Source organism: Mesorhizobium sp. UC74_2, assembly GCF_042701485.1.
Classification (GTDB): domain Bacteria; phylum Pseudomonadota; class Alphaproteobacteria; order Rhizobiales; family Rhizobiaceae; genus Mesorhizobium.
On record NZ_CP170562.1, the window covers coordinates 2,859,166 to 2,881,996 of the forward strand.

The 22,831-nt window shown below is 62.3% G+C and carries 18 protein-coding genes and 2 pseudogenes; 16 read left to right on the forward strand and 4 right to left on the reverse strand.

Annotated elements, in window-relative coordinates:
• The first annotated feature begins 84 nt into the window (after nt 1-84).
• From ACFJIU_RS13930 to ACFJIU_RS13940, 3 genes are all read left to right on the forward strand, one after another.
• On the forward strand, nt 85-1,131 hold the full coding sequence (locus ACFJIU_RS13930) for an alpha/beta hydrolase (protein ID WP_379073092.1): 1,047 nt from the start codon (nt 85-87) through the stop codon (nt 1,129-1,131).
• Nucleotides 1,132-1,225: 94 nt separating this feature from the next.
• Complete coding sequence (locus ACFJIU_RS13935; protein ID WP_379073094.1) at nt 1,226-2,389, forward strand: alpha/beta hydrolase; 1,164 nt, start codon at nt 1,226-1,228, stop codon at nt 2,387-2,389.
• Between the two features lie 74 nt (nt 2,390-2,463).
• Nucleotides 2,464-3,099, forward strand: a complete 636-nt coding sequence (locus tag ACFJIU_RS13940; RefSeq protein ID WP_379072413.1) for a DUF2268 domain-containing protein — start codon at nt 2,464-2,466, stop codon at nt 3,097-3,099.
• Nucleotides 3,100-3,114: 15 nt separating this feature from the next.
• Here the strand turns inward: ACFJIU_RS13940 and ACFJIU_RS13945 are convergent, their stop codons facing one another.
• The 3 genes from ACFJIU_RS13945 to ACFJIU_RS13955 form a co-directional block, all read right to left on the reverse strand.
• On the reverse strand, nt 3,115-4,116 hold the full coding sequence (locus ACFJIU_RS13945) for a bestrophin family protein (RefSeq protein WP_379072416.1): 1,002 nt from the start codon (nt 4,114-4,116) through the stop codon (nt 3,115-3,117).
• A gap of 24 nt (nt 4,117-4,140) precedes the next feature.
• Nucleotides 4,141-5,949: an adenine deaminase gene (gene ade, locus ACFJIU_RS13950; RefSeq protein ID WP_379072418.1), complete on the reverse strand. Its 1,809-nt coding sequence runs from the start codon at nt 5,947-5,949 to the stop codon at nt 4,141-4,143.
• Nucleotides 5,950-6,124: 175 nt separating this feature from the next.
• Complete coding sequence (locus ACFJIU_RS13955) at nt 6,125-6,919, reverse strand: MBL fold metallo-hydrolase (RefSeq protein ID WP_379072421.1); 795 nt, start codon at nt 6,917-6,919, stop codon at nt 6,125-6,127.
• Between the two features lie 191 nt (nt 6,920-7,110).
• Between ACFJIU_RS13955 and ACFJIU_RS13960 the strand changes: the two genes are divergently transcribed.
• From ACFJIU_RS13960 to ACFJIU_RS14015, 12 genes and pseudogenes are all read left to right on the forward strand, one after another.
• Nucleotides 7,111-8,952, forward strand: a complete 1,842-nt coding sequence (locus tag ACFJIU_RS13960) for an ATP-binding protein (protein ID WP_379072424.1) — start codon at nt 7,111-7,113, stop codon at nt 8,950-8,952.
• Complete coding sequence (locus ACFJIU_RS13965) at nt 8,949-10,307, forward strand: sigma-54-dependent transcriptional regulator (RefSeq protein ID WP_379072427.1); 1,359 nt, start codon at nt 8,949-8,951, stop codon at nt 10,305-10,307. Before ACFJIU_RS13960 ends, ACFJIU_RS13965 begins: the two co-directional genes overlap by 4 nt.
• Before the next feature lie 195 nt (nt 10,308-10,502).
• Complete coding sequence (locus ACFJIU_RS13970) at nt 10,503-11,480, forward strand: tripartite tricarboxylate transporter substrate-binding protein (protein WP_379073095.1); 978 nt, start codon at nt 10,503-10,505, stop codon at nt 11,478-11,480.
• A gap of 123 nt (nt 11,481-11,603) precedes the next feature.
• A complete protein-coding gene (locus ACFJIU_RS13975; protein ID WP_379072430.1) occupies nt 11,604-12,074 on the forward strand; it encodes a tripartite tricarboxylate transporter TctB family protein in 471 nt (156 codons plus the stop codon).
• Between the two features lie 3 nt (nt 12,075-12,077).
• Nucleotides 12,078-13,589 carry a tripartite tricarboxylate transporter permease gene (locus tag ACFJIU_RS13980; protein ID WP_379072432.1) on the forward strand — a complete coding sequence of 504 codons (1,512 nt, stop codon included), beginning with the start codon at nt 12,078-12,080 and terminating at the stop codon, nt 13,587-13,589.
• Nucleotides 13,590-13,699: 110 nt separating this feature from the next.
• The gene (locus ACFJIU_RS13985) at nt 13,700-14,548 is read left to right on the forward strand and encodes an alpha/beta fold hydrolase (RefSeq protein WP_379072435.1); all 849 of its coding nucleotides are present in this window, start codon (nt 13,700-13,702) and stop codon (nt 14,546-14,548) included.
• Between the two features lie 162 nt (nt 14,549-14,710).
• Complete coding sequence (locus ACFJIU_RS13990) at nt 14,711-15,736, forward strand: ABC transporter substrate-binding protein (RefSeq protein WP_379072437.1); 1,026 nt, start codon at nt 14,711-14,713, stop codon at nt 15,734-15,736.
• 113 nt (nt 15,737-15,849) lie between these two features.
• Nucleotides 15,850-17,348 (forward strand): annotated as a pseudogene (locus tag ACFJIU_RS13995) (sugar ABC transporter ATP-binding protein).
• A complete protein-coding gene (locus ACFJIU_RS14000) occupies nt 17,348-18,331 on the forward strand; it encodes an ABC transporter permease (protein ID WP_379072440.1) in 984 nt (327 codons plus the stop codon). Before ACFJIU_RS13995 ends, ACFJIU_RS14000 begins: the two are co-directional and overlap by 1 nt.
• A pseudogene (locus ACFJIU_RS14005) lies at nt 18,328-19,315 on the forward strand (ABC transporter permease). Before ACFJIU_RS14000 ends, ACFJIU_RS14005 begins: the two are co-directional and overlap by 4 nt.
• A gap of 5 nt (nt 19,316-19,320) precedes the next feature.
• Entirely contained in the window at nt 19,321-20,340 is a 1,020-nt protein-coding gene (locus ACFJIU_RS14010; RefSeq protein ID WP_379072443.1) for a LacI family DNA-binding transcriptional regulator, read from the forward strand.
• Nucleotides 20,341-20,365: 25 nt separating this feature from the next.
• Nucleotides 20,366-21,604, forward strand: a complete 1,239-nt coding sequence (locus tag ACFJIU_RS14015; protein WP_379072446.1) for a Gfo/Idh/MocA family protein — start codon at nt 20,366-20,368, stop codon at nt 21,602-21,604.
• Here ACFJIU_RS14015 and ACFJIU_RS14020 read toward each other — a convergent pair.
• On the reverse strand, nt 21,601-22,047 hold the full coding sequence (locus tag ACFJIU_RS14020) for a hypothetical protein (RefSeq protein ID WP_379072448.1): 447 nt from the start codon (nt 22,045-22,047) through the stop codon (nt 21,601-21,603). The genes ACFJIU_RS14015 and ACFJIU_RS14020 overlap by 4 nt on opposite strands.
• A 109-nt stretch (nt 22,048-22,156) precedes the next feature.
• Between ACFJIU_RS14020 and ACFJIU_RS14025 the strand changes: the two genes are divergently transcribed.
• Nucleotides 22,157-22,825, forward strand: coding sequence for a GntR family transcriptional regulator (locus ACFJIU_RS14025; protein ID WP_379072450.1), 669 nt, complete (start codon nt 22,157-22,159; stop codon nt 22,823-22,825).
• The last annotated feature ends 6 nt before the right edge of the window (nt 22,826-22,831 follow it).

Here is a 22,831-nt window from a genome sequence, read left to right on the forward strand (position 1 = left end):
GCTTTCAAAAGACAAGAACCGGCGGGAGTCGGATTTAGCAGGGCTGGACGTATCGTGCGTTTGAAAAGGTTGCTGATCGTTGCGATGACGCTTGTTGCCGCCGGCTGCGCCAGCCAGGGGCCGCAGGAAGTGCTGGGCAGTGCGATGGTAACGGCATCGGTTTCCGACATCGTCGGCAACCACGCAATCTTCATCACCACAACCCGCAAACGTTCCGACGATCCCAACCAGGGCTTCGACGGCGACCGTTCGTCGACGCTGAACTACGCACGCGTCAACGTCACCGTGCCGAAAGAACACCAGATCGGACAAATCGAACGCAAGAGTCGTGGCAATTCCGACGATCCATCGAAATATTTCATGGCCTCGCAGATGGTCGGATATGATACCGAGCCGAAATTTGAGGCGGCACTCAATGCCGACATCGCCGCCCGTGGCGGCCGTGCCATGGTGTTCGTGCACGGCTACAACACTTCGTTCGACAATGCCGTCTACAGGCTGACGCAAATCGTCAACGATTCCGGTTATCCCGGCACGCCGGTGCTGTTTTCCTGGGCATCCGGCGCCTCAACCACCGGCTATGTCTATGACCGCGAGAGCGCCAGTGTCGCCCGCGACCAGCTCGAAGTCACACTGCGCACACTGGCCAGGTCGGGCGCACGCCGCATCGACATCGTGGCGCACTCCATGGGCACATGGGTGACGATGGAAGCTCTGCGCCAGCTCGCCATCACCGGCGACCGCAACCTGAGCGGCAAGCTGGGCGATGTGGTGCTGGCGTCGCCGGATATCGACGTTGACGTGTTCAAGAGCCAGATGCGCCGCTACGGCAAGCCGGACAAGCCTTTCATCGTGCTTCTGTCAGACGACGATCGCGCGCTGCGCCTCTCTGGCATTCTCGCCGGCTCACGCCCCCGTCTCGGTGACTATAAGGAAGCAGCTGAACTTGCCGACTACGGCGTGACCGTTGTCGACCTGTCCTCCAAGTCGGGCACGGACTCGTTCAATCACAACAAGTTCGCGGATAACCCAGAGATGGTCAAACTGCTCGGTCAGCGACTGCGTGAAGACGACGGCTACGCCAATGACCGCACCGTCACGGACCGCATCAAACAGCTGGGCATGATGTAGGTCACGGCTCAAATAATCTGGACGGGGGCAGCTCCAGCCTCTATTCGAGATTGAAGGCGCCGTGTTCGGGCGCGAAGGCATCAGGATCGGCTTCATGCGCTGGAAGGCTTTGTTCGTCGTCGCCATCGCGCTCTCGGCCACTGGCTGCGCCGGCTCCAATTCGCACGACCTGCTCAACAAGACCGCGATCGAGGCGCCGGCTTCGGCGATTGCCGCCACCCATGACATCTATGTCGCCACCACGCGCGAGGCAGCGAAAACCGAACCGCGCCAGGTGTTTGCCAGCGAACGCTCGCTGCGTACGCAATATGCACGCATCGACGTTTCGGTGCCAAAGATCCATCAGGTAGGCCAGATCGAACGCGCCAGGGGGCGCGCGCAAAGTGACCCAGCCAAACACTTCACCGCAACCCGCGCCACCCTCTACGGCAACGCCAGGGAATTCGAGCAGGCCGTGGGCGCTGACATCGCCCGCAGCGACGGGCGCGTTCTGGTCTTCGTGCATGGCTACAACAACGGCTTCGACGACGGCGTCTATCGGCTGACCCAGATCGTCCAGGACACGAACTATCCGGGCACGCCGGTGCTGTTTTCCTGGGCATCGGCCGGCAAGACCACCGGCTACATCTACGACAAGGAAAGCGCCAACGCCGCCCGCGACGATCTTGAGGCGACGCTGCGGTTGCTGGCCAAGACCAAAGCAAAGAGCATCGACATCATCGCTCATTCCATGGGCAACTGGGTAGCGATGGAGGCCTTGCGGCAGCTGGCCATCACCGGAAACCGCGACCTTTCCGGCAAGCTCGGCTATGTCGTGCTCGCCTCCCCAGACATCGACGTCGATGTGTTCAAGAAACAGATGATACGCTACGGCAAACCCGACCGGCCCTTCACCGTGCTCCTGTCGGCGGACGACCGCGCCCTGCAGCTTTCGACTTTCATCTCCGGTGCCAAGCCGCGTGTCGGCGACTACGGCAATGCCTCCGATCTCGCGCAATACGGCGTCACGGTCGTCGACCTGACCAAGACTGAAAGTGGCGATCGGCTGAACCATGCGAAGTTCGCAGACAACCCGCTTCTGGTGCAGTTGCTCGGCAAGCAGTTGCGAACGCCGGCGGCGCTGGCCGAGGCTGAACCTGCCAGCAACCAACCGATCGAACAGCTCGGCACCGGTCTTGGCCAGGCGGTTGGATCCGTGGCCCAGATCGTCATCACCACGCCGTTCAAGGTGCTGACTGTGGTGACCGGCGGGCAGTAGCACAGACGGCAGCCAGAATTGATCTCGGGCTGCGGCTTCTTCCCCAAACGCCGTTGAGGCTTGCGGTTATGTCCATGAAACTTCATTTCCTCGATGCCCGCGGCGCGCTCGCGCAACATCACGACTGGCTTCGCAACTGCCTGACGGAAACACATGCCAAGGCGATCGCGTTGATGCCCATCCAACCTCTGGACGTCGTCGTACAGCCGGGAGGCTGGGTCATTCCCGAGAAGGGGCATATGGGGTATGCGCCAAGACCGGGCGTTATTTTCGTGACGGTCGACCCGGACAATCCGGCATTGCAAGCCAATGCGGAGGCATCACTCGAGCGGATGTTTGCTCACGAGCTTCATCACGCTGCCCGCTGGGACGGACCGGGTTATGGCTCTTCTCTGGGTGAAGCGCTGGTTTCGGAAGGACTTGCCGGACATTTCGCCCAGGAACTCTACGGGCAACCTCTGGAGCCTTGGGAATTGCTGCCCATGGATACCGTCCGGGCTCATGTCGGGTCGGCGCTGCAGGAATGGGACAAGACGGACTACGATCACGAGGCATGGTTCCTTGGCACCGACGGTAGACCAAGCTGGTCTGGCTATGCCTTGGGATTCCGGCTTGTTGAACGTTTCCTGTCTCAAAATCCGGACAGCAGGGCGTCGATGCTGGCCGAGGCGGAGGCACGGGATTTCCGTCTTTTTATCGGCCAGGTGTGAACACAGGCGGCACACTCAGGTCGCGATATCATTGATCGCAGGCAACGGCGCCGGCAGGCTGGTTTCGCCAAGCGACCTGCGCAGCTCGATCTCGAGATCCCGGCAGATCTGGGAAATGGGGACATCGTTGGCGCCGCCTTCGAACGGATTTGCACTGCTCTCGCCAACCAGGTCCAGCGACATGTAGACCCATCCGAGAAGCGCGCTGAACGGGATGGTCAGCCAGATCGCGACAGGACCGAGGAAGCCGCCCAGTTTGCCCATCTCGGCGAAGACGGGAACGATGCCGAAGGGCAGCAGGGTGCAGAAGATCACCATGAACATCGAACTGATGATCGCGTATTGCCGCGGGTACGGGTTGTTCTTGATGCGATCGCAACGCGCTTGCTGATCATGGAAGTCGCGTATCAGCTTGGTAAGCTCGGAATAGACCTGTGTCGGGACAGCGGTGCTTTTGAGCAATCCGTTAACCTGGACAGATTGCATCTCAAGAAGGGTTACGGCTGGCTGAGGCGTTTTCAGGACACGGTCGGCATCTTCAGCCAACAGCGCGCGCAATTCGTCGGCGACCGCGCTTTTATCTTCCTGGATATGATAGCGGCGCCGACGGAATTCGATGTTGGCGGCGCGCGCCAGCGACTCCCAGGGCATCGGCCGGCGCAAGGAGAACCGCAGTGCGGTCAGCCAGGCGAGGTGTCGATAAATGAGCTGCCTTGCGATTGCAGCGTCGGTGAAGTCCCTGCAGAAATTGGACCATAACCGGCTGCTTGCCGTGATCTGGGAAAACGCCTGCAAGGCCTCATTGCTGCGTGTGAACACCTGCGAATTCTTGAAGCCGGTCACGAGCGAAACGGTTGTGCCGAGCACGAGCACCACCGACCACGGCACGGAGAACCCGGCTGTACCGGGAAGGCGATAGAGTGCCACTGCCAGTGCGCTCACCGCGATCATGTAGATCACGCTGCGCCGCGACCAAAGCGCGAAATCCAGCAACCTGTAAGAACGGCCTACATACATGGGATGTCCTGAAATGCCTTTCGCTCACACGAACAGGTCGACCTTTTCGAAAGTCCTGACGTCGACCAGCCCGACATCCGAGATGCGCAGTTCCGGGATGACCACCAACGCCAGAAGTGAGTGCTGCATGTAGGCGTTGTTCAGCGAGCAGCCCATCTTGCGCATCGCCTCGGTCAGCTTCTCGGCCTTGGCAGCGACGATTTCGGCCCGCTCGTCGGACATCAGGCCGGCGATCGGCATTTCGACCAATGCCAGTTCCTTGCCCTTCGAATAAAGCACGACACCGCCACCGACTTCAGCGAGCCGGTTGGCAGCGAGCGCCATGTCCTGCTTGTTGGTGCCGACGACGATGATGTGGTGACTGTCATGCGCGACCGACGACGCCATCGCGCAGTCCTCGACGTAACCGAAGCCCGACACGAAGGCGTTGGTGACGCCGCCGGTGCCGCGATGGCGCTCGACCAGCGCGATCTGGCAGACATCGCCAGCCCGGTCTATGGCGACCAGGCCATCCTCGACGACCAGATCCGCCTCCAGTGCGCGGGTCGGCGCCTGGTTCTCGATGACACCGATGACACGAGCGCGCACCTTGTTAGCGCCCTGGGGGGCCTTGATGTCGAAATCTGTGGCGGCGAGGCGCTTGCCAAGCTTGACCGTATTCTTGGCGCTGGCGGGATAGTCATAGGGCGGGATATCGGCCTCGAGCCGGCCGTTCGCCGCCAGCCGAGTGCCGCGGCCATAGACCTCGTCCATGGTCATTTCGGCAAGGTTCGACACGATCAGGAAATCGGCAAGCCGTCCTGGTGCGATCGAGCCGATCTCGCGCTCCAGCCGAAAATGCTGGGCAGTGTTGATCGTTACCATCTGGATCGCAGTTACCGGCTTCAATCCCTGCTGGATGGCGTGTCTGACGACACGGTCCATGTGGCCGTCATTCACCAGCGTTCCAGAATGGCTATCGTCGGTGCACAGGATGAAATTGCGCGGATCGATCCCCTGCTCCGTCACCGCTTTGATCTGCTCGGCGATATCGTACCAGGCCGAACCAAGCCGCAGCATCGCTTTCATGCCCTGACGCACACGCGCAATCGCGTCCTCGGCGCGCGTGCCTTCATGGTCGTCTTCCGGCCCGCCGGCGACATAGCCGTGGAACGGCAGGCCAAGGTCCGGCGAAGCATAGTGGCCGCCCACCGTCTTGCCGGCCCTGACCGTGGCTGCGATCTCGCCTGACATGACCGGATTGTTGGCAGCGACGCCGGGAAAGTTCATGACTTCGCCGAGCCCGATGATGTTCTCCCAGGTCATTGCCTCGGCGACGTCCTCGACCGTGAGCACGGCACCGGCGTTCTCCAGCCCCGGCGCGGAAGGCACGCAGGATGGCATCTGCACATGCACGTTGATCGGCATGGCGAGCGCCTCGTCATGCATCAACCGCACGCCGGGCAGGCCAAGCACATTGGCGATCTCATGCGGATCGATGAACATGGACGTGGTGCCATGCGGAATGACCGCACGGCTGAACTCGGTAACGGTCACCATGCCGCTTTCGACATGCATGTGCGCGTCGCACAGGCCAGGCACCAGATAGCGCCCGCCCGCGTCGACCACCACAGTCTCCTGTCCGATGGCGTGGGAAGCGTCGGGCCCGCAGTAGGCGAAACGCCCCCCTACAACGGCAATGTCGGTTCCGGCGATGATCTCGCCAGAGTGGACATTGACCCAGCGACCGTTGCGCACCACGAGGTCGGCCGGCTTGCGCCCGGTGGCAACATCGACAAGCAGAGTTGCCACCTCGGTCCAGGGTTTGGGTCGGGGAAATCTTGCTGGAATCACGTTTCGCTTCCGTCGATCGCACTGAATTTCCCACTCTGGCAAAACTGCCGGCGGGAAACCAGTTCGATGATGACAAGCCAACGGCTCATTTTGACCTCGTTCGTCCGTTCACACGACGGAACGCCGAAAGGTCGCGTGAAACAGGGAGGCAGGAAATCATGCCAAAGGACTGAACCTAAAATCCAAATTCAGTTGCCTTGCCTTTCTCAAGTACCTTCAGGCGGTCGGCGATGCCCAGAGCCTTGAATGCGTGGGCGAGTTGCTCCTGCGTTTCGGTGAAATGCTCCCAGCCCTCATTGTGGATGGCGACAATGGTCGCCTTCTTGAAGGCTGCAGCCGCCTCGATCGCATCATTGGCGTCCATGGTGACATGGAAGGCACCGCGTGGCTTGGCGGAACCGGTGAACAGCACGGCAAGGCGCACATCAAAACGCTGTGCGACTTCCGCAACACCGCCGAACCAGACCGTGTCGCCGGAAATATAGATGCTCGGTCCCTTAGCGTCGCCTAAAGAGATGATGAAGCCGATGACATCGCCGCTGATCGGCTCGAAGCCATGCGGACCATGGCGGGCGGGAGCCGCCGTTATCACCAGGCGCTGGCCCTGCGGGGGCTGGATATCCACGCTCTGCCAGGGTTCAAGACCTTCAGCGCGTCCTCCCAGGCGTTCCGCTCCCACGGTCGTTGTCAGCACGCGGCCGGCCTTCGGCAGGAAGGCGCGACCGGCATGATCGAGATTGTCGAAATGCTGGTCGTGGCTGAGCAGAACGGCGTCGATGGGCGGCAGTTCATCCGGACCGAGAGCCGGACCTGTCAGCTTCACCAGGCGTACCCCGCCATCATAAGCCTGCGGCGTGTCGAAGGCCGGATCCGTCAGAAGATTGAGACCGCCTATGTTGATCAAGGCGGTCGGACCGCCGATCAGCGTTATGGTAATGTTTGCAGACAATTCATCAGGTCGGTTCGTCATGGCGCGCTCCATTTTCCTGGTATCCACAGAAGGTCGGATATCGGAATTGCCGATCGATCATCCAATGCCTTTGCGAGAACAGCGGATGTGCCGAAATGCGCCCGCAATCGCACCCGGTTTCCGTGGTCTGTCGGTCCGTTGTACAAGATGGCACGCCGGCTATACTGCCTGCGGGTCAACCGGCGATGCTGATGCTCAAGCTATCTTCCAACAGGCGCTGGTTCTGGATTGCGCTTCTGGTCGCACTCGCGGCAGCGCTCGCCGTCTACGGCAGCACCTTCGCGACACGTGCCTATCTCGACCAGGCGGCGTCGCGCGGCAAAACCACACTGCGGCTGGCGGTTGCTGCCTTGCAGGGACAGCTCAATCGCTTCGAACCGCTTCCGTCCCTGATCGCAGACAATGACGACATCAAGGAATTGCTGTCGGATCCCGGCAACCCGGAACTTCGTGCCCGGGGCGACCTCTATCTCAAGCAGATCAATGCGTTGCTGCAATCCTCCGATATCTATGTGATCGGTCCGGACGGCGAGACGATCGTTGCCAGCAATTTCGACCGCCCGATCAGCTTCGTCGGAGAGAATTTTTCCTATCGCCCCTATTTCCAGGAGGCGATCAAGGGCAAGCGCGGCCGCTTCTTCGCGCTCGGCACCACCTCGTTGAAACGCGGATACTATTTCTCGGCTCCCGTGCATGTCGGCGACACCATCCGTGGTGTCGTGGTGTTCAAGGTCGAGGTCGACGCCATAGAAGCGTCGTGGCTTGGCGGCGACGACGAGATCATCGTTACCGATCCCGAAGGCATCATCTTCATGGCGGAGCGGCCGGAGTGGCTCTACACCAGCCTGCTGCCGCTCACGCCGGAGCGGCTCGCCCGCACCGCCGCATCGCGGCGTTATGCAACCGCCTCCTTGCGCGAGCTGCCGGTCACACGCGGCAATTTTGAAAACCGCCTTTCGCTGATGACCGTCAATTTCGACAGGCAGCAGAGCGAGTATCTGGTGCTGTCCGAGGCCATGCCGGACGCCGGCTGGACGATCAACGTGCTCTTGGATACGAGTTCGGCGCGAACACAGGCTTTGACCACCGTTGCCGCCGCACTTCTGACGCTAGGCCTGGCTGCCCTTGCCGGCTTTGTCCTGCTACAGCGGCGCGCCCGGCTTGCCGAACGCATGGAAATGCAACGCTTTGCCCGCGAAGAGCTGGAGCGTCGCGTCGAGGAGCGCACGCACGACCTCGCGCTGGTGAACACGCGCCTGGAGACGGAAGTCGCCGAGCGACGCACCACGGAACAGCAACTGAGGCAAACACAGGCCGACCTTATCCAGGCCGGCAAACTGGCGGCGCTCGGGCAGATGTCGGCAGCCCTGTCGCATGAATTCAACCAGCCGCTGGCAGCCGTGAAAACCTATGCCGACAACGCCGCAGTCCTGATCGAGCGCAACCGCACCACCGAGGCTCGCGACAATGTTGCGCGTATCTCGATCCTTGCCGACCGCATGGCCTCGATCAGCCGTCATCTTCGCAATTTCGCCCGCAAGCCGAACGAAAAACTGGGCGCGGTCGATCTGGCGGACGTCGTGCGCGACACGCAGGAAATCGTCGCCTGGCGGCTCAAGGCAGCCGATGCGGCACTGCTTGTCGACCTCGGTCGGACGCCGCTGACGGTCAAGGCAGGATCGGTCCGGCTTCAGCAGGTGCTTGTCAACATCATCACGAATGCAGCCGACGCCGTTGAAGGGCTGCCGGACAGGCGCATCGAACTTCAGGCTCGCCGCAAGGCAGGCAGAGTGCTCGTGACGATCCGCGACCATGGCCCCGGCGTGGCCGATGCCATTGCGGAACGGATATTCGATCCGTTTTTCTCGACGAAAGGCGTTGGCAAGGGGCTGGGCCTCGGTCTTTCAATTTCCTACAACATCATCAAGGACTTCGGAGGAAGCCTTGCCGTATTGAATCATCCCGAGGGTGGTGCCCTGTTCACGATCGAGCTCGAAGCAATGCGCAACACGGTCCGTGAGGCAGCCGAATGAAGCCTCCTATCGTGCTGCTCGTCGACGACGAGGAGGAACCACGCCGGGCTGCAGCCCAATCGCTCGACCTTGCCGGACTTGCGCTGCAGGAATGCGCCTCGGCGGAGCGCGCGCTTGATTTCATCACACCAGGCTTCAGCGGTGTCGTGGTTTCCGACATCCGTATGCCCGGAATGGATGGAATGACGCTTCTTGCCCGCATACGCGAAATCGACGCGGACATTCCCGTCATCCTTGTGACCGGCCACGGCGACGTCCAGCTCGCCGTGCGTGCGATGCGCGAAGGCGCCTACGACTTCCTCGAAAAGCCGTATGTCGTGCAGCACCTGATCGAAATGGCCGGGCGCGCCATCGACCGGCGCAGCCTCGTGCTTGAAAATCGCCAGTTGCGCGCGGCAGCCGGCAAGAACGACGACCTGGAGACCCGCCTGCCCGGCCGCACCCAGGTGATGGTCGAGCTGCGCTACAAGCTGCGGGCCATCGCGGCCACCGATGCCGACATTTTGGTGATCGGCGATACCGGCACCGGCAAAGAGGTGGCGGCACGCGCGCTGCATGACATCAGCGGCCGCGCGACCAGGCCTTTCATCGCCATCAATTGTGCAGCCCTCCCTGCCACGCTGATCGAAAGCGAGCTGTTTGGCCACGAGGCGGGTGCTTTCCCGGGCGCATTGCGGCCTCGCTTCGGCAAGTTCGAGCATGCCAGGGGCGGTACCGTGCTCCTCGACGAGATCGGCTCGATGCCCCTCGACCTGCAGGCAAAGCTGCTGCGCGTCATACAGGACCGTGTCATCTACCGGCTTGGCTCCAACGAACCGATCCCGCTCGACGTGCGTTTCATCGCCACCAGCAAGGTCGATCTCGATGACGAAGTCGCTGCAGGACGCTTCCGCGCCGATCTGCTTTACCATCTCAACGTGGTGACATTGAGAATGCCGGCGCTTGTCGCCCGGCGCGAGGACATACCCCTGCTTTTCCTGCAGCTGGTGCGCGAAGCAGCCGGACGCTACCGTCGCGACGATGTCGATGTGGCACCGCATGTCATCGCAGACATCGCAGGCCGGGACTGGCCCGGCAATGTGCGGGAACTGAGGAACGCAGCGGACCGGTTCGTGCTGGGACTGAGCCCGCATGCGGGCTCACAGGCAACCGAAACCACCAATGGCGATCTGCGGCTGGCGGATCGCGTCGCGGAGTTTGAAAAGGACATCATCTCCGCGGCGCTTGTCGCGCATGGCGGCAGCCTCAAGCCGGTCTACGAACAGCTCGGAATCTCGCGCAAGACGCTCTACGAAAAGATGCAGCGCTATGGGCTCGACAAGAAGCAGCTTGGAGCGGCGGAGACCGCTGACTAAGCCCGATGTGTGGGAAACCACACACGCCCTGGCCGCAATGTTACGATTTCCACCCATTGCGGCGGTGTCGAAGCGTGAATGCCGAAGTTTCTTCTATGTCGGACATTGCCCAACGCGAAGAAGGCTCTTCCTATCGGCCATCCGTTCATGGTGCTGGACGAGACCTGCACTGGAACGATGATCTGGGAGGATTTCATGAAGAAGCTTATCGCCTCGCTGGCGACGGCTGCGACCTTTGCCATTCTGGCGAGCTCTGCCGTGGCGCAGACCTATCCCGACAAGACGATCACCGTCATCGTGCCATTTGCGGCAGGCGGACCAACCGACACGGTCACCCGTCTGGTCGCCGAGTCGATGTCCAAGGACCTCGGCCAGCAGTTGATCGTGGAAAATGTCGGCGGTGCCGGCGGCACGCTGGGCGCAGCCCGCGTCGCCGAAGCCGATCCGGATGGCTACACACTGCTGCTGCACCATATCGGCATGGCCACCAGCGCCACACTCTACCGCAAGCTCGCCTACGATACGCTGAATGCCTTCGACTATGTCGGCCTCGTCACCGAAGTGCCGATGACGATCGTCACGCGCAAGGATTTCGAGCCCGCCGACCTCAAGGGGCTCATCGACTACGTCAAGGCGAACAAGGACAAGGTGACGCTTGCCAATGCCGGCATCGGCGCTGCCTCGCATCTTTGCGGCATGATGTTCATGAACGCCATCCAGACGCAGTTCGTGACCGTGCCCTACAAGGGCACCGGTCCGGCAATGACCGACCTGCTCGGCGGCCAGGTCGACATCATGTGCGACCAGACCACCAACACGACCAAGCAGATCCAGGGCGGCACGATCAAGGCCTACGCCGTCACCTCGCCGGCCCGTCTCGACGTGCTGCCCAACATCCCGACCACCGAAGAAGCTGGCCTGCCAGGTTTCCAGGTCGGCATCTGGCACGGCCTCTACGCCCCGAAGGGCACGCCGCCGGAGGTGCTCGAAAAGCTGAGCAAATCGCTGCAGAAGGCGCTGAAGGATGAGAACGTCATCGCCCGCTTCGCAGAACTCGGCACCAAGCCTTCGCCCGAAGCTGACGCGACGCCGACAGCGCTCAAGGCCAAGCTCGAGAGCGAAGTCGCCCGCTGGAAGCCGGTGATCGAGGCTGCCGGCCAATACGCAGACTGACCCTTCCGAAGGCCGGACGAGCGTCCCTCGTCCGGCCTTCTACCTTGTCGCCGGCCTGGTCCTGATCGAGGATGCCCGGCGGCCGCATCTAGCGAAGTCTAGCGTCAGGCCTTGGAGGGAACCGTGAACAAGCTTTCCATCGATCCGACGAACGGCGCGTGCGGGGCGATCTTCGTCGCCGCCGGCCTGTTCTTCGGCTACCAGTCACTCGGCCAGGAGATCGGCACCGCCTTTCGCATGGGACCGGGTTACTTCCCGCTCGTCCTGTCAGGCATCCTGATCGTACTCGGCGCCATCATCGCCATCCAGGCAACCCGCGTCGCCGGCGAACCGATCGGCGCGATCGCATGGCGCGGCATGTTCTTCATCCTGCCCGCACCGATCTTCTTCGGGCTGACCGTACGCGGCCTGGGCTTCGTGCCGTCCCTGTTCATCACTGCGCTCATCGCAGCCTTTGCCTCGCAGCGAATGCGGCCCGGCACCGCGATCATCGTCGCGCTGGCGCTCACCATCTTCTCCACGATCGTGTTCAGCTATGCGCTCGGCCTGCCGTTCCAGCGGTTCGGCCCCTGGATCCCTTGGATAGGAGCCTGAGCCATGGAGCTTTTCGACAATCTTGCGCTCGGTTTCGTCACCGCCTCCACGCTGTGGAACCTGATCTTCTGCCTCATCGGCGTCCTGCTCGGTACATTGATCGGCGTGTTGCCCGGCATCGGCGCAACCGCCACCATTGCCATGCTTTTGCCGGTGACCTTCCAGATCGGCGATCCGGTTTCATCGCTGATCATGCTGGCGGGCATCTACTACGGCGCCCAGTATGGCGGCTCCACCACGGCCATCCTGATCAACATGCCGGGTGAATCCTCCTCGGCCGTCACGGCCATCGATGGCTACCAGATGGCGCGAAACGGCCGCGCGGGGGCAGCGCTTGCCACTGCCGCTCTCGGCTCTTTCTTCGCCGGCACGGTGGCCACCTTCCTTGTGGCGCTGTTTGCACCGCCGCTGACAAAAATCGCACTGCAGTTCGGTTCAGCCGAATATTTCTCGCTGATGGTCGTCGGACTGGTGTCTTCGATCGCGCTCGCCCATGGATCGGTGATCAAGGCGCTGGCCATGGTGGTGCTCGGCCTGCTGCTCGGCCTGGTTGGTTCCGACATTTTCGAGGGCACGCCCCGCTTCACGCTTGGCATCCGCGAATTCGCCGATGGGCTGAACTTTGTCGCGGTTGCGGTCGGCGTGTTCGGCGTCGCCGAAATCCTGCGCAACCTGGAAAACGAACATGACCGCTCGGTGATGATCCGCAAGGTGACCGGATTGATGCCGACACGCGAGGATTTCCGGCGCATGACAGCTCCCGTGCTGCGCGGCACCGGTCTCGGTTCGGTGTTGGGCATCCTGCCCGGCGGCGGCGCCATCCTCGCCTCCTTCGCCTCCTACACGCTGGAAAAGCGTGTCGCCAAGAACCCCGAGGAATTCGGCAAGGGCGCGATCGAAGGCGTGGCAGGCCCTGAATCGGCCAACAACGCCGCGGCCCAGACCTCGTTCATCCCGATGCTGACGCTGGGCATCCCCGCCAACCCTGTGATGGCGCTGATGATCGGCGCAATGATCATCCAGGGCATCGTGCCCGGACCCGACGTCGCCGCCGAACGGCCGGCGCTGTTTTGGGGGCTGATCGCCTCGATGTGGATCGGCAATCTGATGCTGATCGTGCTCAACCTGCCACTGATTGGGCTGTGGGTGAGACTGCTCACCGTACCCTACCAGGTGCTGTTCCCGGCGATCATGGCGTTCTCGGCGATCGGTGTCTATTCGGTGAAGTCGAGCGCCTGGGATCTCTACTCGGTCGCCTTCTTCGGCTTCCTCGGCTATGTGCTGGCCAAGCTGCGCTGCGAGCCGGCTCCCTTGCTGCTCGGTTTCGTGCTTGGGCCAATGCTTGAGGAAAACCTGCGCCGGGCCATGATCCTGTCGAGGGGCGATCCGTCGACCTTCGTCACCAGGCCGATCAGCGCCATGCTGCTTCTGGCCGCCGCCCTGGTCCTGGTGGTCGTCCTGCTGCCTTCGGTGCGCAAGAAGCGCGAGGAAGTGTTCGTCGAAGAAGACGCCTGAACCCAACGGCTCCAGGAAGGCATTCATCAACAGCGACGGCGATGCCGTCGCTGTTGACTTTTCTGGAGGTAAGGCAGTTGATCTCGCCTTCCCTTCCGGAGGATCGCCCGATGCCGCGTTTGTGGACTGCCCTGAGCGTTGTTGCCTTCCTGCTCCTTGCCGGCGTCGCCTCTGCAGAGGAGCGGTGGCAGACCCTGCCAGAGCCGGCGCCGATGCCCAAGGCCGATGAAAGCGGCTATGCGCCCGTCAACGGCATCCAGATGTACTATGCCGTCTATGGCAAAGGTGATCCGGTGCTGCTGATCCACGGCGGACTCGGCCACGCCGACATCTGGTCAAGCCAGGTGGCGGAACTGGCCAGGACGCACAAGGTGATCGTTGCCGACAGCCGCGGCCACGGCCGTTCGACCCGTACGGAGGAGCCGTTCGGCTACGATCTCATGGCATCGGACTACGTTGCCCTGCTCGACCATCTCAAGATTGGCAAGACCGCGTTGGTCGGCTGGAGCGACGGCGGCATCATCGGAATAGACCTCGCCATGAACCACCCCGACCGGCTGACGCGCGTGTTCGCGCAGGCTGCCAACGTCACCACGGATGGTGTCGACCCGGGTGTCCTGACCAACAAGACCTTCGCGGCCTATATCGAGCGCTCCGGCCGCGACTATAAGAAACTCTCCAAGACACCCGATCAGTACGACGCCTTCGTCGGCCAGATCAGCAAGATGTGGGAAACGCAGCCGAACTGGAACAAGGAACAGCTCGCCAGGATCACCACGCCGATCGCCATCGTTGCCGGCGACCACGACGAGGCGATCAAGCGCGAGCACACCGACGCCATGGCCAGGATGATCCCCGGCGCGACCGAAATAATCCTGCCCAATGCCAGCCACTTCGCGATGCTGCAGGCGCCGGACGAATACAACAAGGCTGTGCTCGACTTCATCGACGTCAAATAAGGCACAGCGCGGTCCCGTCTGGCACGGGACAGCGTCCTTCATCCGCCTCTCCAAATTTTGGCACCAGACGACAAAAAACGCGCTGAAAAGCCGTGAAACCGCTATTGAAATCGATTTCATTCCTGATACTGTCGCCGCTGTCGCACTCAGGGAGGATCAATAATGAAAAAAGCGATCGTATTGGCTTTGACGGCCACCACCGCGCTGGCCGTATCGGCGTTTTCCACCTACGCAGCAGATTTCAAGATCGGCCTTTCCAACGGCTGGGTCGGTTCCGAATGGCGCACCCAGATGATCGAGGAGGCACAGGCTGCCGCTGCCGCCTGGAAGGAAAAGGGCGTCAATGTCGAAGTCGTAGTGCAGAGCGCCAATGTCGACGTGCCCGGCCAGATCGCGCAGGTGCGCAATTTCATGAGCCAGGGCGTCAACGCCATCATCATCAACCCGAACAGCCCGACCGCGTTCGACCCGATCTTCAAGCAGGCCAAGGACGCCGGCATCATGGTGATCGCCACCGACGCGGAAGTGTCGTCCAAGGACGCCACTTATGTCGGCATCGACCAGAAGGCCTGGGGCGCTGCCGGCGCCAAATGGCTGGCCGAGACGCTGGGCGGCAAGGGCAATGTCGTCGCCATCAATGGTGTTGCCGGTCATCCGGCCAATGAGATGCGTGTTGCCGGCTACAAGGAAGTGTTCGGCCAGTATCCCGACATCAAGATCGTCAACGAAGTGAATGCCAACTGGGATCAGGCGCAGGGCCAGCAGGCCATGCAGAACCTGCTTGCCACCTATCCTGACATCACCGGCGTGTGGGTGCAGGACGGCATGGCCGCCGGCGCCTGGAAGTCGATCATCGACGCCAACAAGCAGTCTTCGATCGCCGCGACCGGCGAAATCCGCAAGGATTTCATCGACCTGTGGAAGAAGGACAAGCTGAATTCCGGTGCCTCGGTGAACCCGCCCGGCGTCATGGCCAGCGCCCTCAACGTCGCGGTTCTGATGCTGCAGGGCAAGGAACTGAAGGAGCCGGCAACGGCTGGCCAATACGGCAACGCCATGTACCTGCCGATTCCCTTCATCGACAACAAGAACCTCGACGACGCGGCGAAGGCGGTGGATGGCAAGCCCGGCTACTATTCCTTCACCAGCCAGCTTTCGGTCGAAGACGCTGAAAAGCTCTTCAAGTAACCGGCCTCGAACCTCCGCCCGGCAGCTTCTGCTCCGGGCGGACCCGGGACGATTTTTCAAGTAAGCTGATTATCCGGGGGCTACCAGGCCCAGCAGCCGAAGGAACGGCTTCGATGTCCGAACTCATCGTTCGCGGCGCGCGCAAGGCTTATGGCGCAACGGTTGCGCTGAGCCGAGGCGACCTGCATCTCAGACCTGGCGAAGTGCATGTGCTGATCGGCTCGAACGGGTCGGGCAAAAGCACGCTGTGCAAGATCGTCGCCGGCAGCGTGAAGCCGGATGCCGGCGAGGTGTTGCTGGACGGCAAGCCCGTCACCATTGATGGCCCTCGCGCGGCGCGGGCGCTCGGCATCGGCATCTTCTACCAGGAACTCAGCCTGGCTGCCCGCCGCACTGTGGCCGAAAACATCCTGCTGCCGGCAATGCCGGTAAAGGGTGGTATTTTCGTCGACCGCACTGAACTGGAAGAACGGACCGCCCGGATCATCGCCGAATTCAGGACGTCGCCGGCGAAGGCTTTGCCGCCGACGTGACCGTGGACAGGCTGCGCGCCGACCAGCGCCAGTTGGTCGAGATCATGAAAGCCCTCGCCAGCGAAGCGCCCATTCTCATTTTCGACGAGCCGACATCCGCACTCGATCGTGCCCAGGTCGATCGTTTCTTCGAGATTTTGCGTCGCCTGAAGCAGGAAGGCCGCGCCATGGTGTTCATCTCGCACCGCATGGATGAGATCTTCTCGATCGGCGACAGGGTCACCGTCATACGCGACGGCGCCACCGTGGCTTCCTCCGCGATTGCCGAAACGAACGCCGATCAAGTGATCCGCCAGATGGTGGGCGAACGGGAGGCACTATCGGCTGAAAGCAAGCCGCCAGTCCCGGTGGCCGCCGGCGAACCGATGCTGTCCGTTGCCAAGCTCAGCGGTACCGGCTTTCGCGACATTTCCTTCGCTGTCGGCAAGGGTGAGATTCTCGGTTTCGGCGGACTGCACGGCCAGGGTCAGTCTTCGGTTCTGCGCGCCATTTTCGGCGCCCTGGCCCACAATGCCGGAACGATCGAAGTCGGCGGCAGGGCTTGCGCCGCACGTACGCCGGCCGAAGCGATCCGCAATGGCATCGCTTATGTTTCCGGCGATCGCGGTCGCGACGGAACCCTGACCGGCCGGCCGATCCTGGAAAATGTCACCCCGATTCATTTCCTGCGCAACAGGCTGCATTTTGCCCGCCCCGGCGCGCTCACCGCACTGGCCGACGGACCGCTGAAGGCGCTGAAGACCAAATACCAGGATATCGGCCAGCCGGTGAACGCGCTGTCCGGCGGCAACCAGCAGAAGGTGGTGATCGCGCGCTGGCTGATCGATCGTCCTGCCATCCTGCTGCTCGACGACCCGACCAAGGGCATCGACCTGGCCGCGAAGTCCGACCTTTTCCAGCTCATCCGTGCCCTGGCCGCCGACGGCATGGGTATCGTGCTGTATTCGTCGGAGGACGCTGAACTGCTCGCCAATGCCGATCGTATCCTGGTCTTCAATTCAGGCGTGGTGACGCGCGAACTGCAGGGAGAAGACCGAACCCGCTACAACCTCTATCACGCCGCATATGAGGCTGCCTGATGAGCAACGCAGCCACCCAGACCAGTACCAGCGGCCTTGGTCGCCTGATCCGTCGCTATCCTTTCCTGCCTGCGCTGATCATCCTCATCCTGCTTCTGGCGCTCAACGGCATCTTCGAGCCGCGCAGCCTGAGCTTCCGCTCGATGACGGGGCTCATCTCGACCTACCTGGCGCTGATGATGCTGGCGGTGGCGCAGACTTATGTCGTCTTTTCCGGTGACATCGACCTGTCCGCCGGCAGCATAGTGTCACTGGTGAATGTCTCGGTGATCGTGCTGATGCAGAAATGGGGCGGCGACGGTTTCGCCGTCATCGCTGCCTGCCTGGCCGGCGCGCTGATCGGGCTGGCCTGCGGGCTGATCAACGGCATCGTCGTGGCCGGCTTGCGTCTACAGGCGATCGTTGCCACTTTCGCGACCTCCATCTTCTTCACCGGTCTTGCTCTCACCGTATTGCCGGTGGCCGGGACACCGGCGCCCGAAGCCTACTGGACCACCTATGGCGGCCGCTTCCTGGGTATCCCTTTCGTGTTTTATGCTGTCGCCGCAGTGGCGATCCTGCTCGCCGTCCTGATGCGCATGCGCTTGACCACGCAGATGCTGGCGGTCGGCGACGACCAGCAGGCGGCTTTCCAGAGCGGACTGCCGGTAACCGCTATCCGCATCAAGGGTTACGTTTTCTGCGGTCTGTTCGCGGCACTCGCCGCGCTCTGCATCACCGGCGACACGGCGAGCGGCGATCCGCTGGTCGGCGGCAAGATGACGCTTTATTCGGTCGCCGCCGTGGTTCTGGGCGGCTCGGCACTGGCCGGCGGGTTCGGCACGGTGACCGGGTCCTTGATCGGCGCCCTCATCATCGGCCTCATCAACGCGCTTGTCTTCTTCGTCGGCACGCCTTCGGAATGGCAGAATTTCGTGCAGGGGCTTGCCATCCTGCTAGCCCTGATGACCGGCATCCTTGTCAGCCGCGGAGCACGGGCATGAGCGCCGACGCCCTCCCCTCCAAGCCAATCGGGAACGCCGCTCTGGCCTTCCTGAAGAAACCGCTCGTGGTGGCACTGATCCTGATCGTGCTTCTGCTTGCCGTCGGCGAATGGCTGTCACCGGGCTTCGCCTCGCCGGGACAGATCCTGAGGCTGCTGATCGTTGCCGCCCTGCTCGGCATCGTCGCTGCTGGCCAGAACCTGGTCATCCTTGGTGGACGTGAAGGCATCGACCTTTCGGTCGGCGGCGTCGTCTCGCTGGCGGCGATCCTGGCCGGTAATGTCATGAACGGTGCCGATGGCGGCATCTTGCCGGCAATCCGTCTGCATCGTCGTCGGTGCACTGTTCGGCCTGATCAACGGTGTCGGCGTCACGCTGCTGCGCATTCCGCCGCTGGTGATGACGCTTGGAATGCTTGGTGTGCTGCAGGGCCTTCTGGTAGTGATCCGCAACGGCATTCCATCCGGCCGCGCAGCCCCGGGTCTCTCCGATTTCGTCGTCAAACCGTTCCTGCTCGGCCTGCCCGGCATCATCTGGCTGTGGCTGCTGATCGGGCTCGCCATGGCTTTCCTGCTGCGCCGCACCGTGTTCGGCTACCGCGTCTACGCCATCGGCTCCAACGAACAGGCAGCCTTCATGGCCGGCGTGCCAGTGAAGATGATCCGCGTCGCGTTGTTCATGCTCTCCGGAGTTTTCGCGGCCATCGCCGGCATGTGTCTGCTCGGCTATTCCGGCTCCTCCTTCGCCAATGTCGGCGAACAGTACATGCTGCCGTCGATCATCGCCGTGGTGTTGGGCGGCACACCGCTTTCCGGCGGCAAGGGCGGTTACACCGGAACGATGGCTGGCGCTGTACTGCTGGTCCTGCTCCAGAGCATCCTGACCACGGTCCATATCGACGAAGCCGGACGGCAGATGGTGTTCGGCGCGACGCTGGTGGCGCTGATGCTGTTCTATGGACGCGCCAAGGCGATGCGAGGCTGACCAGGATGGCCGGGCCTGCCAAGATCAAGGACATCGCCGCACGCGCCGGCGTTTCCCCCGCCACGGTCTCGCGCGCGCTTTCCGACACAGGCCTGGTGGCGGAACCGACCCTGTCGCGCATTCGTGAAGTGGCGCAGCTGCTGAATTACCGGCCCAATGTCAGCGCCCGCAACCTGCGCACCCAGAAATCCATGGCCGTCCTGATGGTGGTGCGCGATGTCGGCAACCCCTTCTACCTTGAGATCATGAAAGGCGTCGAGGCAACGGCACGCGCCGCCGGCTATTCGGTTTTGATGGGCAACACGGAAAACAACGCCGAACGTGAGGTCGAATATTTCGACATGCTGCGCGACGGCCATGCCGATGGCATGATCCTGATCACCGGCAAATTGCCCTGGTCGCCCGAGGAAAGCCGATCTCACCTGCAGGGCCTGCCGGTGGTGGTGGCGCTGGAGACGATCGAAGGCATGGGCCTGCCGCATGTGCAGATCGACAATGTCGGCGCCTCACGCATCGCGGTCGAACACCTGATCGGGCTCGGCCATCGCGCGATCGCGCATATTTGCGGCCCCATCCCCGAGATCATGGCTGTCCGCCGCCGTGAGGGATTTCGCGAGGCCATGCAGGCAGCAGGACTGGCGATAGCAGACGGCTACGAGCCCGTCGGCGACTATCTGCTGCATTCGGGCGAAACACTGTGCCGTGCGCTGTTCGAGCGGCCCGACCGGCCGACCGCGCTGTTTGTCGCCAACGACGAAATGGCCTTCGGTGCGATCAACGAGTTGCGCAGGCTGGGCCTCGACGTACCGGGCGATATTTCGGTGGTCGGTTTCGACGACCTGTTCCTCAGCCAAGCCTACTATCCACCACTGACAACCGTGCGCCAACCGCGCGCGGAGATCGGCCAGGAAGCAATGCGGCGCCTGCTGCGGGTGCTGGCCGGAGAAGAAATCGAGGCCGAGACGCTGGAGATGCCGACGATGCTGCAGATCCGCGGCTCGACTGCGCGGCCAAGATCAATCTGAAAGACAAAAAGCAGGAAGGACGACCATGGCACAGTTGCCGAAGGAGAGATTGCGCGTCGGGTTCGTGGGCACGGGCTTCATCGCCCAGTTCCATCTGAAGTCGCTGGTCGGCGTGCGCAACATCGACGTCGTCGGCGTCTACAGTCGCAGCAATGAAAAGCGCGAACACTTCGTCAAGCTGGCCGGGGAGCTCGGTCTCGGCACCTGCAAGAACCACGACAGCCTGGAAAGCCTGCTCGGCGATTCGACGCTCGACGCCGTATGGATTCTGTCGCCGAACTACACGCGCCTCGACGTCATGCGCACGCTGAACGCGGAGATCAAGGCCGGCCGATCCAGGGTGTTCGCGGTTGCCTGCGAAAAACCGCTGGCGCGTACCGTTGGCGAAGCGCGCGAAATGGTACGGCTGGCCGAAGATGCCGGGTTGAACCACGGCTATCTCGAGAACCAGGTGTTTGCGACGCCGGTCATCCGCGGCAAGGAAATCATCTGGCGCCGTGCCGCATCAACCACCGGCCGCCCCTATCTCGCCCGTGCTGCGGAGGAACATTCCGGGCCGCATGAAGCCTGGTTCTGGCAAGGCGACAAGCAGGGCGGCGGCGTGCTGTCGGACATGATGTGCCATAGCCTCGAGGTCGCGCGCCATCTGCTGACGGCACCGGGCGCGGCACGAGGTTCACTGAAGGTCAAATCGGTGAATGGCACAGTCGCCAACCTCAAATGGACCCGGCCGCAGTATGCCGACGAGCTTGCCCGTCGCTTCGGCTCGGGCGTCGACTACCGTAACCATCCCTCCGAGGATTTCGCGCGCGGCGTCGTGGCGCTGGAAGACGAAGCCGGCAACGAACTGATGATCGAAGCCACCACGTCCTGGGCCTATGTCGGCGCAGGCCTGCGCATACAGCTCGAACTGCTCGGCCCTGAATACGCGATGGAATTCAATTCGCTGGGCACCGGCCTCAAGATCTTCATGTCGCGTGCGGTGCAAGGCTCGGAAGGCGAGGATCTCGTCGAGAAACAGAATGCCGAGCAAGGCCTGATGCCCGTGCTGGAAGACGAAGCCGGCGTCTATGGCTATACCGACGAGAACCGCCACATGACCGAGTGTTTCCGCAAGGGTGAGACCCCACTGGAAACCTTCCACGACGGTCTAGCCGTCGTGGAAATGATGATGGGGCTCTACAAGTCAGCGGAAACAGGCGAGACGGTGCGTTTCCCGGCACCAGAACTCGAGCACTATGTGCCGCCGGTGGCGCGCCGTTAAACGGGGGAATCGTTGGCGGCGTTCGGAGTGGGAGCTATCCACCGGAGCTGTTCAAGAAATGTCAGCAGGCGTTCCACCGCCCGATTGGCGGCTTCCACGCGCTGCCATTGCCGATCGGCGATGGCGGTGTCGATGTAGCGGAACTCCACCGAACCGGACGGTAAGGGCGAGATGCGCAGGTATGGCCCGCTGTAAGGCCGCACATCGGATTGCTGAATGCACAGATCGTGCATGGAGGTCCATCCAAACAACGCAACCTTCAGCGGTCCTGCCGCAATAAGGCTGGCGATTTGCGCGATGCCAGACGTGGCCACCCCGAACGCACCATTCTCCAGGCTTCCCCATTCCCGGAATTTCTCGACGATATTGGCCCAAGGCTCGCTCATCACCGGAGTGTGTAGTGATGCCCTTTGACTGTCAAACCAGGCAAACAACATTTCCATGAGTTCGGAACGCCATTCGACTGTTGCCCAAAGAATGATGACGCTGTTCCTTTGTGACTAATCCCGTCAGCCAATCGACAAGCCCCGCGCGCCAAATTATCTATGAAACATGGGCGCTCCAAAAGAAGACACTCTCGCAGTCCGCATCTCCAGGACGCTGGCCGACCGTATCATCGCCGGCAAGATCGAGCCCGGCTCACGGCTCAGGCAGGATCATATCGCCGAGGAATTCGGTGCCAGCCACGTTCCCGTGCGCGAGGCCTTTCGCAGGCTCGAGGCACAAGGACTCGCCGTCAGCGAACCGCGTCGTGGCGTACGTGTCGCCAGCTTCGACCTCGCCGAAGTGAAGGAAGTGGCGGAAATGCGCGCAGCCCTTGAGGTGCTGGCGCTGCGCCATGCCGCGCCGCATCTGACGCCGGCCATTCTCGATGCTGCCGAAGAAGCCACCAAGGCCGGCGACAATTCGCGGGACGTGCGGTCCTGGGAGGAAGCGAACCGGCGCTTCCATCGCCTGATCCTGGAGCCTTGCGCCATGCCACGGCTGCTTTCCGCGATCGACGACCTGCACGCCGCCAGCGCCCGTTTTCTGTTCGCCGCCTGGCGGTCCGACTGGGAAGCGCGCACCGACCACGACCACCGCGCTATTCTATCGGCCCTGCGCAAGGGTCAGATCGAAGCGGCGTGCACCACGCTGGCAGGCCATGTCCAGTGGATCGGCCGCCGGCCCCAGAAGTCGGCCAGCGGTGGCATTCGCGACGCTTTCGCGATTGTCGGATAAAAATAT

Bases quoted from the DNA above. Each gene is read 5' to 3' on its own strand.
- ACFJIU_RS13960 (WP_379072424.1), top strand. From the start codon at position 7,111: ATGCTCAAGCTATCTTCCAACAGGCGCTGGTTCTGGATTGCGCTTCTG.
- ACFJIU_RS13945 (WP_379072416.1), bottom strand. From the start codon at position 4,116: ATGTATGTAGGCCGTTCTTACAGGTTGCTGGATTTCGCGCTTTGGTCG.
- ACFJIU_RS13980 (WP_379072432.1), top strand. From the start codon at position 12,078: ATGGAGCTTTTCGACAATCTTGCGCTCGGTTTCGTCACCGCCTCCACG.
- ACFJIU_RS13935 (WP_379073094.1), top strand. From the start codon at position 1,226: ATGCGCTGGAAGGCTTTGTTCGTCGTCGCCATCGCGCTCTCGGCCACT.
- ACFJIU_RS13990 (WP_379072437.1), top strand. From the start codon at position 14,711: ATGAAAAAAGCGATCGTATTGGCTTTGACGGCCACCACCGCGCTGGCC.
- ACFJIU_RS14000 (WP_379072440.1), top strand. From the start codon at position 17,348: ATGAGCAACGCAGCCACCCAGACCAGTACCAGCGGCCTTGGTCGCCTG.
- ACFJIU_RS13940 (WP_379072413.1), top strand. From the start codon at position 2,464: ATGAAACTTCATTTCCTCGATGCCCGCGGCGCGCTCGCGCAACATCAC.
- ACFJIU_RS13985 (WP_379072435.1), top strand. From the start codon at position 13,700: ATGCCGCGTTTGTGGACTGCCCTGAGCGTTGTTGCCTTCCTGCTCCTT.
- ACFJIU_RS14010 (WP_379072443.1), top strand. From the start codon at position 19,321: ATGGCCGGGCCTGCCAAGATCAAGGACATCGCCGCACGCGCCGGCGTT.
- ACFJIU_RS14015 (WP_379072446.1), top strand. From the start codon at position 20,366: ATGGCACAGTTGCCGAAGGAGAGATTGCGCGTCGGGTTCGTGGGCACG.
- ACFJIU_RS13965 (WP_379072427.1), top strand. From the start codon at position 8,949: ATGAAGCCTCCTATCGTGCTGCTCGTCGACGACGAGGAGGAACCACGC.
- ACFJIU_RS13930 (WP_379073092.1), top strand. From the start codon at position 85: ATGACGCTTGTTGCCGCCGGCTGCGCCAGCCAGGGGCCGCAGGAAGTG.
- ACFJIU_RS13970 (WP_379073095.1), top strand. From the start codon at position 10,503: ATGAAGAAGCTTATCGCCTCGCTGGCGACGGCTGCGACCTTTGCCATT.
- ACFJIU_RS13955 (WP_379072421.1), bottom strand. From the start codon at position 6,919: ATGACGAACCGACCTGATGAATTGTCTGCAAACATTACCATAACGCTG.
- ACFJIU_RS14020 (WP_379072448.1), bottom strand. From the start codon at position 22,047: ATGGAAATGTTGTTTGCCTGGTTTGACAGTCAAAGGGCATCACTACAC.
- ACFJIU_RS14025 (WP_379072450.1), top strand. From the start codon at position 22,157: ATGGGCGCTCCAAAAGAAGACACTCTCGCAGTCCGCATCTCCAGGACG.